The sequence below is a fragment of the Glaciecola punicea ACAM 611 genome (assembly GCF_000252165.1).
Classification (GTDB): Bacteria; Pseudomonadota; Gammaproteobacteria; order Enterobacterales; family Alteromonadaceae; genus Glaciecola; species Glaciecola punicea.
The window spans coordinates 347,993-360,659 of the sequence record NZ_BAET01000007.1 but is presented as its reverse complement, the minus strand read 5'-3'; the positions used below and the strand labels follow the sequence as shown (position 1 = coordinate 360,659).

Annotated in this window: 15 protein-coding genes and 1 pseudogene; 8 read left to right on the top strand and 8 right to left on the bottom strand. The window is 40.3% G+C overall.

Features of this window, described 5'->3' with window-relative positions:
- Window positions 1–66 precede the first annotated feature (66 nt).
- Window positions 67–447 carry a hypothetical protein gene (locus tag GPUN_RS03950; RefSeq protein WP_006003627.1) on the top strand — a complete coding sequence of 127 codons (381 nt, stop codon included), beginning with the start codon at window positions 67–69 and terminating at the stop codon, window positions 445–447.
- A gap of 20 nt (window positions 448–467) precedes the next feature.
- Here the strand turns inward: GPUN_RS03950 and bfr (GPUN_RS03945) are convergent, their stop codons facing one another.
- The 7 genes from bfr (GPUN_RS03945) to GPUN_RS03920 form a co-directional block, all read right to left on the bottom strand.
- Window positions 468–935 carry a bacterioferritin gene (gene bfr / locus GPUN_RS03945; protein ID WP_006003625.1) on the bottom strand — a complete coding sequence of 156 codons (468 nt, stop codon included), beginning with the start codon at window positions 933–935 and terminating at the stop codon, window positions 468–470.
- A gap of 18 nt (window positions 936–953) precedes the next feature.
- A complete protein-coding gene (bfr, locus tag GPUN_RS03940) occupies window positions 954–1,424 on the bottom strand; it encodes a bacterioferritin (RefSeq protein WP_006003623.1) in 471 nt (156 codons plus the stop codon).
- A gap of 182 nt (window positions 1,425–1,606) precedes the next feature.
- Window positions 1,607–3,208 carry a cation:proton antiporter domain-containing protein gene (locus tag GPUN_RS03935; protein WP_006003621.1) on the bottom strand — a complete coding sequence of 534 codons (1,602 nt, stop codon included), beginning with the start codon at window positions 3,206–3,208 and terminating at the stop codon, window positions 1,607–1,609.
- A 116-nt stretch (window positions 3,209–3,324) separates the two neighbouring features.
- Complete coding sequence (locus tag GPUN_RS03930) at window positions 3,325–4,254, bottom strand: alpha/beta fold hydrolase (RefSeq protein ID WP_006003619.1); 930 nt, start codon at window positions 4,252–4,254, stop codon at window positions 3,325–3,327.
- A gap of 3 nt (window positions 4,255–4,257) precedes the next feature.
- Window positions 4,258–4,689 (bottom strand): NAD(P)/FAD-dependent oxidoreductase, encoded by a 432-nt coding sequence (locus GPUN_RS13625; protein WP_141567202.1) that lies wholly within the window; start codon window positions 4,687–4,689, stop codon window positions 4,258–4,260.
- Between the two features lie 175 nt (window positions 4,690–4,864).
- A complete protein-coding gene (locus GPUN_RS13620; protein ID WP_051987273.1) occupies window positions 4,865–5,506 on the bottom strand; it encodes an NAD(P)/FAD-dependent oxidoreductase in 642 nt (213 codons plus the stop codon).
- 58 nt (window positions 5,507–5,564) lie between these two features.
- Window positions 5,565–5,903 carry a hypothetical protein gene (locus GPUN_RS03920; protein ID WP_040520124.1) on the bottom strand — a complete coding sequence of 113 codons (339 nt, stop codon included), beginning with the start codon at window positions 5,901–5,903 and terminating at the stop codon, window positions 5,565–5,567.
- 254 nt (window positions 5,904–6,157) lie between these two features.
- On the opposite strand from GPUN_RS03920, the gene GPUN_RS03915 reads away from it, so the two are divergent.
- From GPUN_RS03915 to GPUN_RS03885, 7 genes are all read left to right on the top strand, one after another.
- Window positions 6,158–6,373 carry a hypothetical protein gene (locus GPUN_RS03915; RefSeq protein WP_006003613.1) on the top strand — a complete coding sequence of 72 codons (216 nt, stop codon included), beginning with the start codon at window positions 6,158–6,160 and terminating at the stop codon, window positions 6,371–6,373.
- 128 nt (window positions 6,374–6,501) lie between these two features.
- Complete coding sequence (locus tag GPUN_RS03910) at window positions 6,502–7,098, top strand: LemA family protein (RefSeq protein WP_006003611.1); 597 nt, start codon at window positions 6,502–6,504, stop codon at window positions 7,096–7,098.
- Between the two features lie 59 nt (window positions 7,099–7,157).
- Window positions 7,158–9,158, top strand: coding sequence for a M48 family metallopeptidase (locus GPUN_RS03905; RefSeq protein WP_006003609.1), 2,001 nt, complete (start codon window positions 7,158–7,160; stop codon window positions 9,156–9,158).
- A 16-nt stretch (window positions 9,159–9,174) separates the two neighbouring features.
- Window positions 9,175–9,870, top strand: a complete 696-nt coding sequence (locus GPUN_RS03900; RefSeq protein WP_006003607.1) for an SOS response-associated peptidase family protein — start codon at window positions 9,175–9,177, stop codon at window positions 9,868–9,870.
- 67 nt (window positions 9,871–9,937) lie between these two features.
- On the top strand, window positions 9,938–10,213 hold the full coding sequence (locus GPUN_RS03895) for a hypothetical protein (protein ID WP_040520123.1): 276 nt from the start codon (window positions 9,938–9,940) through the stop codon (window positions 10,211–10,213).
- 126 nt (window positions 10,214–10,339) lie between these two features.
- Window positions 10,340–10,762 (top strand): DUF2141 domain-containing protein, encoded by a 423-nt coding sequence (locus tag GPUN_RS03890; RefSeq protein ID WP_006003601.1) that lies wholly within the window; start codon window positions 10,340–10,342, stop codon window positions 10,760–10,762.
- 77 nt (window positions 10,763–10,839) lie between these two features.
- A complete protein-coding gene (locus GPUN_RS03885) occupies window positions 10,840–12,372 on the top strand; it encodes a carotenoid oxygenase family protein (RefSeq protein ID WP_006003599.1) in 1,533 nt (510 codons plus the stop codon).
- A gap of 32 nt (window positions 12,373–12,404) precedes the next feature.
- Here GPUN_RS03885 and GPUN_RS03880 read toward each other — a convergent pair.
- Window positions 12,405–12,602 (bottom strand): annotated as a pseudogene (locus GPUN_RS03880) (magnesium transporter); the annotation flags it as partial.
- Window positions 12,603–12,667: the final 65 nt, after the last annotated feature.

Below are 12,667 nucleotides of genomic sequence, written 5' to 3'. Positions count from 1 at the left end.
AAACCTACGGCACTAAAAATGATAGTCTTCGCAAGCCTTGTAATTATAGTATTTTTTGGCATATATATGGCTAATGTAAACAAACCGTTAACGAAAACCACACAATGCCAATTACAAAATAACGCCTGTTTTTTTAGTAATGAGACACTCGAGTTAAGCGTCGAATTTACCAACACGCCCGTTATCGAAGAGGAACTAACTATCGACTTCACGTATTCATCAGGTTTTATTATTAAGTCTGCGTGGATACAGGGCAATAATATGTATATGGGTAAAACCCCCGTTATTATGCAAAGCAGTACACATCTTGATAATACTTCAGGCATAACCTTTTTGGGAAGTTGCAGTGAACCCAAAATGCAGTGGCAACTTTTTGTTGAGCTACAAAACGAGAACACAGAGCAAACCATAGTCTACTCTGTATTATTTATAACTGAGCCTGAATAGGCTCTTTCACATGTTAAATGCTATAGCTGAGCTTGCAAGTAGTTGGGTAGACCTAAGCGCTTAATAAGCCCTAGTTGCTGCTCTAACCAACGTGCATGATCCATTTCAGTGTCGTCTAGCAAAACAAGTAGCATGTCACGCGTCACATAGTCTTGTTCTGTCTCACACAAAGCCATCACTTCTTTTAGTCTAGCCGCCACATCATATTCTATACGCAAATCACTTTCTAACATGTCGATGACTTCATTACCAATTTGTAGCCCCGTACGTGTCACCATGTCAGGACTGCCACCTAGAAATATCATACGCTCAATAAGTTTGGTTGCATGTCCTTTTTCGTCTTCAGATTCGTGGCTGATACGCTCAAACAATTTGGTAAACCCCCAATCGTCATAAAGCTGTGAATGAATAAAATATTGGTCCATAGCGGCTAGCTCGTAACCAAGTAGGCTGTTTAAACCATCGATAACCTTTTGATTGCCTTTCATAATATTCTCCTTCATGGATTAAGCGTCAATTTGTGACTGCAGGTAGTTTTCAATACCCATTTTAGTAATTTGATATTCTTGGGTTTCCAACCAATCAAAATATTCCTCTTCGTAGGCAAGAATGTGATTTAAAATATCACGGCTAACATAATCGCGTTCTTTCTCACACACCGCCATGGCAACTTTCAGTTTTGGAATTTGTAATTGCTGGAATTTAGCATCGCAGGCTAAGGATTCTTGTGTGTTCTCACCGATGAAAAGCTTACCTAGCTGCTGTAAATTTGGCAGGCCTTCTAAGAACAAAATACGCTCGATTAGCTTGTCTGCTTGCTTCATATCTTTAATCGATTTTTTGTAAGCGGCGGTGTTTAAGCCCTCTAACCCCCAATTTTTATGCATACGCGCATGTAAAAAATATTGATTAATAGATGTCAACTCTATGGTGAGCATCTCATTTAATGCTTTAATAACTGATGCGGAACCTTTCATAAGATAATCCTTTGGCCAAGGTGATAGTGATATACTAACACGAAAGAACGCACTCGCCAATGATTAGAAAAATTTCTGTATATATTTCATATAGATATGAAATATAATCATTCTCATTTAGACTATTATTAATAAGATAACAGCCACAATCCAGACAGTCCCACAAAGCATATTTACTATCTTTACATATCCTTAGCGTTACTTGGTTGGGCGACTTCCATTTCATCCAGAAGCGAAATACTTTCTTCAGCAAAACCCAGACCAGCGTCGTTGAAAAAGTTAAACACGCGATCTACGCCTTCTCCAAGTAAGAATTCTACTTCATCTTCATATCGGGCTATAGCGGCTATACGCCCCTTGTAGTTGACCTGACGCAGTTGTGCAGTGATGCTTGATGAGTCGTCAATTGATGGTAAGGCTAACAGCACTAATTTTATATTGGAGATGTCTAAATTTTCCCAAAGGTCAATATTTTCACCGTCGCCTACAATGGTATTTTGTCCGCGTTTTTTTAAACTCTTTACGCGATCGCTATCCGCGTCCATGCCCCATACTACATTGCCTAAAGTATTGTTAAGAGCTTTAAACGCGCCTTTACCAACACGTCCCATGCCAATAACTAAGACCTCAGCCTCGCTCATGCTAGGGTATTGATCCTCTGCCAGCACTTTTGATAACTGAAATCGCTTTAAGCTATCTTTTATCTTGATATAAAGCTTATGTGAGCGTTTATACAAAACACTTGATATGACGAACGAAAACGAAACGCTCATTGCCATTACCACCAGCCAATCGTTACCCAACATGCCTGCACTTGCTGCCACGGCAATCACAATAAGGCCAAATTCGCTGTAGTTCGACATTACTAAACTGGTCAAATAGGAAGTACGAGACCGTAAGCCAGCGCCGGCGAACAAGCTAAAAAATAAAAGGTACTTTATTGGCAGTAACAAGCTAAATAATAGCGCTATTAATACCATGTTCAGGGTAGGCATCGCGGTTAATCCTATAGATAAGAAAAATCCAATTAGAAACAAATCTTTAAAGCTTAATAGCGATTTGGATAATTCAGCGGCTTTAGTGCTGCGAGCCAACAATATACCTATTATTAATGCGCCTAAATCACCCTTAACGCCCACTAGCTCAAACAAGAAATATCCGCCTAATGCAAATACCAATCCGCTTAGCGGTAGCAGTTCGCCGTGACCAGCCTCTTCTAGTAGTTTTCGTAAAATGGGCGTTGCCGGAATTAATAAAAATAGTCCCAGTGCATAAATAGAGGGCAGTTTTCCAGTAGCCGCAACTAAAAAAAGCACCGCCAAGATATCTTGTATAATTAATATCCCGATAGCCACTTTGCCATGACGTGTTTTACTTTCACCCGACTCCTCTAAAGTTTTGACAACACACACAGTAGAACTAAAGCTAAAAGCAAAGCCGATTAATGCAGCTTGTTGAATAGTTAGGTCACTAATGAGGGGCAACGACAAGTTAATAAACAGCAGTATAATTAGACACACAATTAGTACCCAAACTAAAGCATGGGCGAGGCTGGTAAACCAAATTTCGGTCTTTCCTAGGTCTTTTATATTGAGTTTAAGCCCAATAGTGAACAACATTACGGTAATGCCTAAATTGGCTATAGTACTTAAGCCTGCACCTAGCGTGTAGCCCATCGCGTTTAGCACAAAACCAGCTGCCAAAAAACCTATTAGGGGAGGCATCTTAATTATTTTGCAGGCAAAACCGAATATAAAAGCAATCAGTAAAAGTATAAATTCCATAGCTAAGATTACCGGCTCGTTAATAATGTAATCAGTTAAATAGACCTAACGCTATGTATTAAGCATACATGTATTTGCAGGCTACTCTATCAAAACCTAATGCATATAGGTGTAAATCAGTGTATGAATGAATAGGTTTGTTTTGGACACTCCACCATGGGCATATGGCCAATGCCGCAAAGTACTGACGCTTTACAGCCAAGCAGGTTTTCCCAGTGCTGAGCATCAGATACAGGCAGAAGCTGATCTTCTTTGCCCCATATTAAAATTATGTGATTAGCGCGAGTCGTGAATGGCACATCGAAAAATTCGTCAGGATTAAAAAAATCAGTGAGCATATGCGTTAACTGCTCTTTTCTTGATAGAAAATTAGTGTGCGCAAGATAAGCTTTCACCGCAGGCGGCACAAAAGGGGGCTTGTGCATGGTGAGGTCAAAAAATGCAATAGACTCATCTACGCTGTCATGTGCAAAAGGATTGTGTTCTTCTTGTTTGCGCTGCAAGGCCAATTCTGTTTTAGCGCCAGCTGGGTCTAGCAGTACAAGCTTATTTATCGCAATGGCTTTATGATCATCGTCATTGTTGGCAGTGTCGACTTTGGCCAGAATAGCCGCAATCATACCTCCCATGGAATTACCCACAATATTAATTGGCTCTTTTAAATTAATGATATCCAAAAAACGCCTTACGTATTTGGCCTGCTCATAAGCGCTATAATTTTGCTGCTCATTATATTGAATATCACCGTGGGCCATTAAGTCGGGAATGAATAGATTATAATCTTTACTCGCTAGCTTGGCATATTTAAGCCAAATGGTTTTGTCAGCGCTAAAGCCGTGAAGCAGCAGCATAGGAGGTTTTGATGGCTGATGATTCGTCAGGTACGAAAACGCTTCGCCGTTTTTGGTTTGCGCTACATGAATTAATTTAGCTGCTTTTGTTTCCAGCGAATTGCTAGATTCATATATAAACTTACCTATACCATGATGTTTGGTATAAAAAAGACACCAAACGATAAACGCAATTGTTAAAAATAAAAGAAACATAGGCTACCTTTTAATTATGTGATGATGTGGTTTAAATGCTTTGCACATACGAAGAAACGTAAACGTGAAACCCGGAAACATGGCAATAACCTTACCTTGCGCATTTTGATACCAGCTTGTGCATTGTTCATAAGACAATACTGTTTTTGACATTTCACGATGGATCATAGTGGTATATTCGCTTTCTGCTATTTCACTGGGTTCTATTGCCAGCGCTTTATTACCAATAATTTCATGTATGCAGTGCATTATATAGATAAGTTGAAATACTATCACAAATATTGCGCTGGTATGTCCAATGCCAGTATTTGGCCCTGTTACCACAAAGTGATTGGGGAAATTCGGCATACTGGTGTTTAAATAAGCCCGCGGGTATTCCTGCCATTGGCATGATAACTTTCGTCCGTTCTTACCAATTACAGAATAAGAAATCATCGCGTCAACCGCATTATACCCTGTTGCAAATATGACAACATCAAGGTTTGTTTCACCTGACTTTTCAAAGCGAATACCCTTTGCAGTAAATTCAACTATATGGTCGTGGGGATCATGCAGTGTGCAGTTAGCTTGTTGTAAGGCAGGATAATAAGTGTTCGATATTAAGATACGCTTACAGCCAATTAAAAGCGATTACGCGTAACTCTAAAAGCCAATAAGTGAGCCCTCTAATAAGAGTGTAAATAGGCCCTAAGGCGAAAAGCTTACGCAAAAGTATAGGAATGGTCCAATCCGGCCTAGGCAATATCCAGTGAGGTATTCTTTGCACTAAATGAAGCTTTTTAACCTTGTTTACTATTGCCGAAATTATTTGAACTGCGCTAGCAAAACTGCCGATAATCGCGACCGTTTTATTACCTAAGTCGAAATTTTGCTCCCAGTCATTGCAATGAAAACTAGTTCCTACTTTATTAATAAGCGTTTTATTAGAGGACTGCGCGAACACAATAAGGCCAGCGGCAATAACTAACCACACGATTGAATAGACGTAGTGTTCTTGTTGGCCAATATCAAATGCAACAAAAGAAAGTGCAAGGTGGTATAAGCCTCGAATAAAGCCATTAATATACAACACAGAAAATATACCTGATCCGGTTTCTTGATAAACGATGAATGGATTACTGCGCACACTAAGGTAACTATGAAGTAGTGCGCTGCTCGTAATTAATATTGTGCCGTATACCCAGTGCAAACCTGGCTTATTGGTATACTGCTTGCGCCACAAATATACCGCGTCTAATATTAGCCAATTCATACTGAGTAAAATCGCCTCATAGTAATTCAAGTCAAACAGATTTGGATAACTTTCACTTTTAAAGAAGCTTGTTTCGGTAGTGACGAAAAGTAAGTGTTAGTGCGCCATTTGCTAACATAAGGTAAGTCATTTTGAACAATATATTGTTTGTTTTAATGCCTAAATACGCATATAAACAGGCGATTAGCATAAGTTCTATAGACCACAATGGATACAAAAACGCCGACGCTTCAGGCGATGACAATGCATATGCAAGGCCCATTAAAAGATGAGGGGCCGACACTAATAGTACTAAAAAACCAGGCCTTTGTGGTAGCAAGTGCAGCGCAAACATGCCGTACACAATAAAACCAGCCGCACATATTTGTATCAGCAGGTGCCCGCCGGTAAGTTTCATCTCGAAGAGCAGAATTGGTATGTGCTTGAAAATATTCTAATAGCATATATAAAGCACGGCGATATCAGTTTGCCTGGTGCACTCGATTTGATTGGCTGCTTTTATTCTTATGGTTAAGTTGCGCTCAGGATTTAGCATAAGCTTCTGAAAACTTATTCTCATCATCTAAATTCGGAAAGTTGACAATGCCATTTTGTGTACGGAAGACTGTAAGCAGACAGCAATCCTCTTAATTTATATTTATTAATGCGTTTATGAACAATGTAACCAATAAGCAAAATGACTCGGGCTTTTCTCGTGTGCTTGAGGCTACGTTGTGTTCTTTCAAAGGAGATGCTGGGGCAAGGCAACTTTGCGCCTTTTTTATTAACTACTTTGCGGCATCAATTACGATTAGCCAATACCATGAGAACCAAGACACCATGGCTGAATGCCGTGTAAAAAGTGAATTGTTGGCTGAACATAGCTAGTGTAATTAATTGACGTCGGTAAACGAGTACTTTTGCAATTTTGGCGTGTTGTACATAGATGAATAAGCGTTTATTCTACAATTCGATGATCTATTATGTGCACATAAATTTTATATGAGGAAACTTACATGAGTATTAGTACTATTGTTATTATCGTAATTGCCGTTTTAATAGTGCTGTATGTTATTACTATTTTTAACAAACTGGTTGCGCTAAAAAACCAGTTCAAAAATGGTTTTGCGCAAATTGAAGTGCAGCTAAAACGTCGCTATGATCTTATTCCCAATTTAGTTGAAACAGCTAAAGCCTATATGAGTCATGAAAGAGAAACGCTTGAAGACGTTATTGCTGCTCGTAATCAAGCGCAAAAAGGACTTTCTAGTGCCGCAAACGCGCCAGGCGATGCCGGCGCAATGCAAGAGCTAATGGGTGCTGAAGCAATATTAGGCTCGGCAATGGGTAAGTTGAACGTAGTTATGGAAGCCTATCCTGATTTAAAAGCCAATCAAAATATGATGCAAGTGTCTGAAGAGCTTACATCCACTGAAAACAAAGTAGGTTTTGCACGCCAGGCCTATAATGACCAAGTACTAGCCTACAACACCTACAAACAAAGCTTTCCGCAGACTGTTTTTGCAGGCATGTTCGGTCATGCACAAGATGCCAGTTTACTCGAATTTGAAGACAGCGCGGCTATCCAAGCTGCGCCTAAAGTGTCATTTTAAGGCCATTAGTTAAAGGCTTTACAGGTTTTGTTTTTCAAGCAATGTAGCTAGGTGACTTAATGAATTTTTTTCAATCTCAGGCCAAAGCGCGTAGCCAAACCAAAAAGTTGATTTTACTCTTTGCTTTGGCGGTTTTTTCACTAATTGTGCTGACCAACTTTCTTTTTATGGGTCTAAATGGATATCTGAACCTTGAAGGCCAGCCGTTCACGGTTGATTACATTAAAAACCAGTTTGATTGGCAAGTTTTTGGCGTGATTGGGGCACTTGTTTTTGTTTTTATATTAGTCGGGAGCGTATATAAAACTGTGGCGATTTCGAGTGGTGGTAAAGTAGTGGCCGAATCTCTTGGGGGCACCTTAGTGACGCATTCAAGCGATAATCTGCAATACAAAATACTGCTGAACGTAGTAGAAGAAATGGCGATTGCTTCAGGTACGCCGGTACCACAAGTATATGTGCTTCAAAAAGAAGCTGCAATTAACGCTTTTGCTGCCGGGTTTAGCACTGACGACGCCGTTATTGGGGTTACCCAGGGGGCATTAGATTGTTTTAATCGCGAAGAATTACAAGGCGTAATCGCGCATGAATTTAGTCATGTTGTGCACGGTGATATGCGCTTGAATATGCGTTTAATGGGCATTTTGCACGGAATTTTATTAATAGGCCTGCTTGGCTATTTCATTATGCGCGCATCGGCGTTTAAAGGTCGCTCTAAAGATGGCAGTAAACTGGTGTTTTTAGGCTTAGGCTTAATCGTTATTGGCTATGGCGGTACATTTTTTGGGAACGCTATTAAGGCATCTGTATCACGACAGCGAGAATATTTAGCCGATGCCTCGGCGGTGCAATTTACCCGCGATAACCAAGGTATTGCGAATGCGCTTAAAAAGATCGGTGGTTATAAGCCAGGCTCGAAACTTGATGCGGCTGAAGCACAAAGTATGAGTCATGCGTTTTTTTCAAACGCACTAACTAACAAGGTTACGTCTTTATTTTCTACACATCCTCCCTTAGGTAAACGTATCAAGCAGCTTCAGCCTAACTGGTCAGGTAAATTTGAAAATACGCGGGTTTTAGATAATGCACAAATATCCGCGAACGCTGCTGGTATTAGTCAGCTTATAGGCAGTTCGAGGAGTCACAAAGCCGAGCAGCAAGTGCCTAAGCAAAATATCAGTAAAGGCGTGAAAAGCCATTTGGCCTTCACCGCAGGCATTGGACAGATTGATCAATCTCAACTAGATCTTGCTAAAGCCTATTTACAAGCAATACCTGAATCTTTGATAGCCGCGGTACGCACACCTACTGGCGCGCAAGCATATGTGTATGCATTATTGCTAACAGATAAGCCGCATGACAAAAAAGAGGGCATGCAAGATGATGCTGTTATCGGTAAACAATGGCAATATTTGTCAACTTACTTGCCAACTGAAGTATATTGTACCACCCGCGATATTGGTGACTTGGTATATGACCTACCAATAGAATATAGACTTCCTTTGCTCGAAATCGCGTTACCGCAACTTCGTCAAATACCCAGTCTGCGTTATGAAGGCATGCTTGAACAAATGCGCTATTTAGTCTTTTTTAATAATACCTTGAGTATTTTTGAATGGTCTATTACCAATATTGTTGCGCAATATTTAAAAACAGAATTTGAAACAGCCGACACTAGACAAGTCAAATATCTTTCTATTGACGCGCTTAGAAAGCATATTGAAACGATGCTAAGTGTACTGGTCAATGAGTTTTGCGAGCCGAGTCAGCATCCTATTATTTTAAATAAAGCTGAACACTTACTTTATCTTCGTAATTTACAGTTAAGAGAGCAAGCTCAGGTATCAATCGAAGATTTTGCCGGCGCAGTGAGTGTTTTAAGGGTATTGGCTTTTGATGTAAAAGAAAAGGTAATACAATTATGTGTGTTTGCAGTCACGCAAGATAACGAATACTCGCCACAAGAACATGAAGTGCTACGAGCCGTTGCTGAATGTTTGGGTTGTTCAATGCCCCTCGATACCGGACCAGTAGGTAAAAAAGAAATCAAGGGGTCTTGATTTTATAGGAAAATAAATGTGTGGATTTGTTGAGATTGATGGCGCCGGAATAAGTAAAGATCAATACTTAATGACCAGCGCTGTGTTGCGTCCTTTCTTGTCAGATTCTTATAAATCGTTTTATCCTGCGTTTGGTCAAGAGCCCAATAAGACGGTTGATATCATCATTGAAGAAGAAGGTACTCTAAAGCAAGTTAGCGCTACCTGGTGGTTTGACTGCAGCGTTAAAGATGATTTTTTAATAGTGGGTCCTCGAACAACTTTCAATGCGCGTAACTTATTGAGTCCTTACTGGTCGCATAGTCTTCGATGTAAAAGGGCTATTTTACTTGCGACTGGCCTTGGTGAATCAAAAAAAGTGGGCAAGACCAAGCACCAATATTATATGTCTAGTGGGGCTGTGTTTATATTAGGGGTGCTGTATCAAAAACATAGCAACGGTAAGTACAGTTGCGCGGTTATTACCCGTGATACACACCCAAAAATGGCGCCTTATCATGATAAAGCTTTTCCGTGTTTTTTACCTACAGATGATGAATTCTTAAAGGTATGGCTAGACGCAAATATTCAGCAGCACGAGAGCATTAATTATGTCTTAGATAATCCGACGTTGTACCCGACGCTAAATGTCCAGCGGGTAAAAACATATAAGGGTAAGCAAGCATACAGTAGTTTTAGTCCCGTGGTGCTGACATCAGATACCGCGATATAATAAAAACTAATAAAGGTAAAATATAGAAGTCGGATTCATCCTCAAAAAGTTAATTAGCATTTGGCTAATGCCTTTGCCTTTTTGTTTTTTAATTATTTTATTTGGCTTGATCCTAAGTTTTTTGAAGGTGGCTATTTGTCGCTCTATCGCGCTTAGTGGAGTCACTTTGCTAATGCTATATCGCGGCGCAGATACCTTTAAAGAGTATGAAGAACGATTGGTGAAAATAGTAGAAGCCTTAGTTGCTCTTGATGCGAGTGTTATTGGATTAATCGAAATTGAAAACGATGGCTTTGGTCCTCAAAGCTCAGTTAACCGATGCCTTGAATATTCGTTATGGTAAAGATGCATTCGCTTTTGTAGATTGATAGGCCAAAAGTCACATTAAATAAAACAACCTTTGGCACATTCGCACAAGTGCTTTTTTGCTTATTCTACACCTGTCAACTAAACCAACAGGATGAATAAAATGAAACTTCTAAATACTTTACTTACAGTAACACTATTGAGTACTGCGTTATGCGTTAGCGCTAAAACGAGTCAACTCAATGTGACGTTTAAACATATCGAAAAAAATGAGGGTAACTTAATGGTTGCCTTATACAACTCGAAGGCTAATTACAAAGGTGAAGGTAGTCCTGTTCAATATGCAAGCGTGCCTGCTAGCGCGCAAAAAGTGAGTTATACATTTAAGGATCTTGAAAAAGGAACCTATGCTATTAAGCTTTTTCATGATGTGAACAACAATGGCAAAATGGATACTAATATGTTTGGTATACCACAAGAAGGATATGGCTTTAGCAACAATGTCGGTAAATTCGGTGAGCCTGACTTCATTGATGCCGCGTTTGCGGTTGATGGCATATCAGCAATAGAAATTATTGTGCGCTAGTCAATTTGCGCAGTTTAAACGACCTTCAAAATTTAAGTACTATCTATTATAACAAAATATGCCTTTGGAGCATCAAAATGATATCTACTAACAGCCATAAGAACCAAGCTAGCTTGCCACGCCGTGATTTTATTAAACAAAGTTTAAGTACCGTTGCGGTTGCGGGCATTAGCAGCACATTAATGGGCGCTAGCAAATGTTTCGCTGCAACAAACTACGATTGGAAACTAGGCTGGAAGTCGGTTGAACAAGATAGTTTTGCGCCCATAAAAATGAAGGTCGAGGGTAAATTGCCGCATGGGCTTAACGGAAATTATTTGCGTAACGGTCCCGCTAAGCTACAAAGAGACAAGGTACGTTATCAGCATTGGTTTGATGGTGATGGTATGGTACAAAAATTTTCGATACAAGATGGCGGTATTACGCACTCGGGTCAATACGTACATACATTTAAATATAAACAAGAAGAAAAAGCACAAAGGTTCCTATACAACGGCACCGGAACTGTCATTGAAAATGCGCTACCAGGGCGCAATAACGACACTATTAATACTGCCAATACCGCATTGCAAATGTGGGATAGTGAACTTCTTGCGCTGTGGGAAGGAGGCTCAGCATATCGTCTAGACGCCGAAAACTTACAAACGAAAGGCATAAAAACATGGCATGACGAATTAGCTAATATGCCTTTTTCTGCTCATCCATTAATAGATCAAAATGGCAATATGTGGAATTGCGGCTTTGCGCCCTATGCGGGTAAGAGCGGTAAAGTAATTGTTTACTATATTGAACCTAAAAAAGGGCTGCAAAAATCCCAAGTGATTGACTTACCTTTTAGAGGTTTCATGCATGATTTTGCACAAACTGAAAAATCACTTGTATTTGTTGTGCCGCCTTATACCTTCACTAATGGTAAAGGAAAAACGTTTGTTGATAAATTTCAGTGGCAGCCACAGCTAGGAGCGAGGCTATTAGTGGTCAACAAAGATGACTTGAGTCAACAGCAGTGGTTTGAATTGCCGGCCGGGTTTGTCTTTCATTTTGGACATGCTACTGAAGAAAACGGAAATTTGCAGGTCAACATGTGTTGGTATGACAATGCCAATTTGATGCAACAAGGCATGAGCGAGCTGATGCGCTCTGGTAATCAGATTAACGCTGATCGGGCATTTGCTGCAACCGTAGTAGCTAATATGCGCACTGGCCAAGCAAAGTTAGTGAAAAGCCAAACTACACTTGAGTTTCCTGGCTTTGATGATCGAGCAGTAATGCAAAATAGTACGATTTATGGCGTTAGCCACAGTCAACAAGCGCTTGAGCATGCCGATACGCTGATGGCGTTTACCCCATATGATGGTGAAGTAGACAGTTATCGCTATCCAAAAGGGGTTATGGTCGAAGAGCCTATTTTGGTAACGGCGCAGCAGATAGCAGGCGCAAGTGAAACCCATGCTGGGTATATTTTACAAACGTTTTTAGATGTAGGCTCACACAAAAAGTCGGGTGTTAATGTGTTTGAAGCGAATAATTTGCAGGCCGGACCCATCGCACAAGCTAGTATGGAACGCACCTTGCCTCTAGGTTTTCATGGAACATATGTGGCGGGGTAAGCTCATGCCATTAGGGTATTGTCATCCACATCTTACAGTAGAAAAGTACTGCCTAGGCCTAAAAATGCGACAAATCCCACAATGTCAGTAACGGTAGTTAAAATGACTGGGCCCGACAGGGCTGGGTCATTTTTCAACTTGGACAGCACTACCGGCAATATTACACCTGTAACCGCAACTGCAATAATATTAAGGAGTATTGCAATGCCTATAACGACATCAAGCAAACTGCTTTTGCCACTAAATTGTCACTCTTGCTCCGGCTAAAAAGGCCGCAATCGATATATTGCGGTCA

Coding starts and splice junctions, on each gene's coding strand:
- GPUN_RS03950 (WP_006003627.1), top strand. CDS start 67: ATGGCTAATGTAAACAAACCGTTAACGAAAACCACACAATGCCAATTA.
- bfr (WP_006003625.1), bottom strand. CDS start 935: ATGAAAGGCAATCAAAAGGTTATCGATGGTTTAAACAGCCTACTTGGT.
- bfr (WP_006003623.1), bottom strand. CDS start 1,424: ATGAAAGGTTCCGCATCAGTTATTAAAGCATTAAATGAGATGCTCACC.
- GPUN_RS03935 (WP_006003621.1), bottom strand. CDS start 3,208: ATGGAATTTATACTTTTACTGATTGCTTTTATATTCGGTTTTGCCTGC.
- GPUN_RS03930 (WP_006003619.1), bottom strand. CDS start 4,254: ATGTTTCTTTTATTTTTAACAATTGCGTTTATCGTTTGGTGTCTTTTT.
- GPUN_RS13625 (WP_141567202.1), bottom strand. CDS start 4,689: ATGATTTCTTATTCTGTAATTGGTAAGAACGGACGAAAGTTATCATGC.
- GPUN_RS13620 (WP_051987273.1), bottom strand. CDS start 5,506: ATGAATTGGCTAATATTAGACGCGGTATATTTGTGGCGCAAGCAGTAT.
- GPUN_RS03920 (WP_040520124.1), bottom strand. CDS start 5,903: ATGAAACTTACCGGCGGGCACCTGCTGATACAAATATGTGCGGCTGGT.
- GPUN_RS03915 (WP_006003613.1), top strand. CDS start 6,158: ATGAACAATGTAACCAATAAGCAAAATGACTCGGGCTTTTCTCGTGTG.
- GPUN_RS03910 (WP_006003611.1), top strand. CDS start 6,502: ATGAGTATTAGTACTATTGTTATTATCGTAATTGCCGTTTTAATAGTG.
- GPUN_RS03905 (WP_006003609.1), top strand. CDS start 7,158: ATGAATTTTTTTCAATCTCAGGCCAAAGCGCGTAGCCAAACCAAAAAG.
- GPUN_RS03900 (WP_006003607.1), top strand. CDS start 9,175: ATGTGTGGATTTGTTGAGATTGATGGCGCCGGAATAAGTAAAGATCAA.
- GPUN_RS03895 (WP_040520123.1), top strand. CDS start 9,938: ATGCCTTTGCCTTTTTGTTTTTTAATTATTTTATTTGGCTTGATCCTA.
- GPUN_RS03890 (WP_006003601.1), top strand. CDS start 10,340: ATGAAACTTCTAAATACTTTACTTACAGTAACACTATTGAGTACTGCG.
- GPUN_RS03885 (WP_006003599.1), top strand. CDS start 10,840: ATGATATCTACTAACAGCCATAAGAACCAAGCTAGCTTGCCACGCCGT.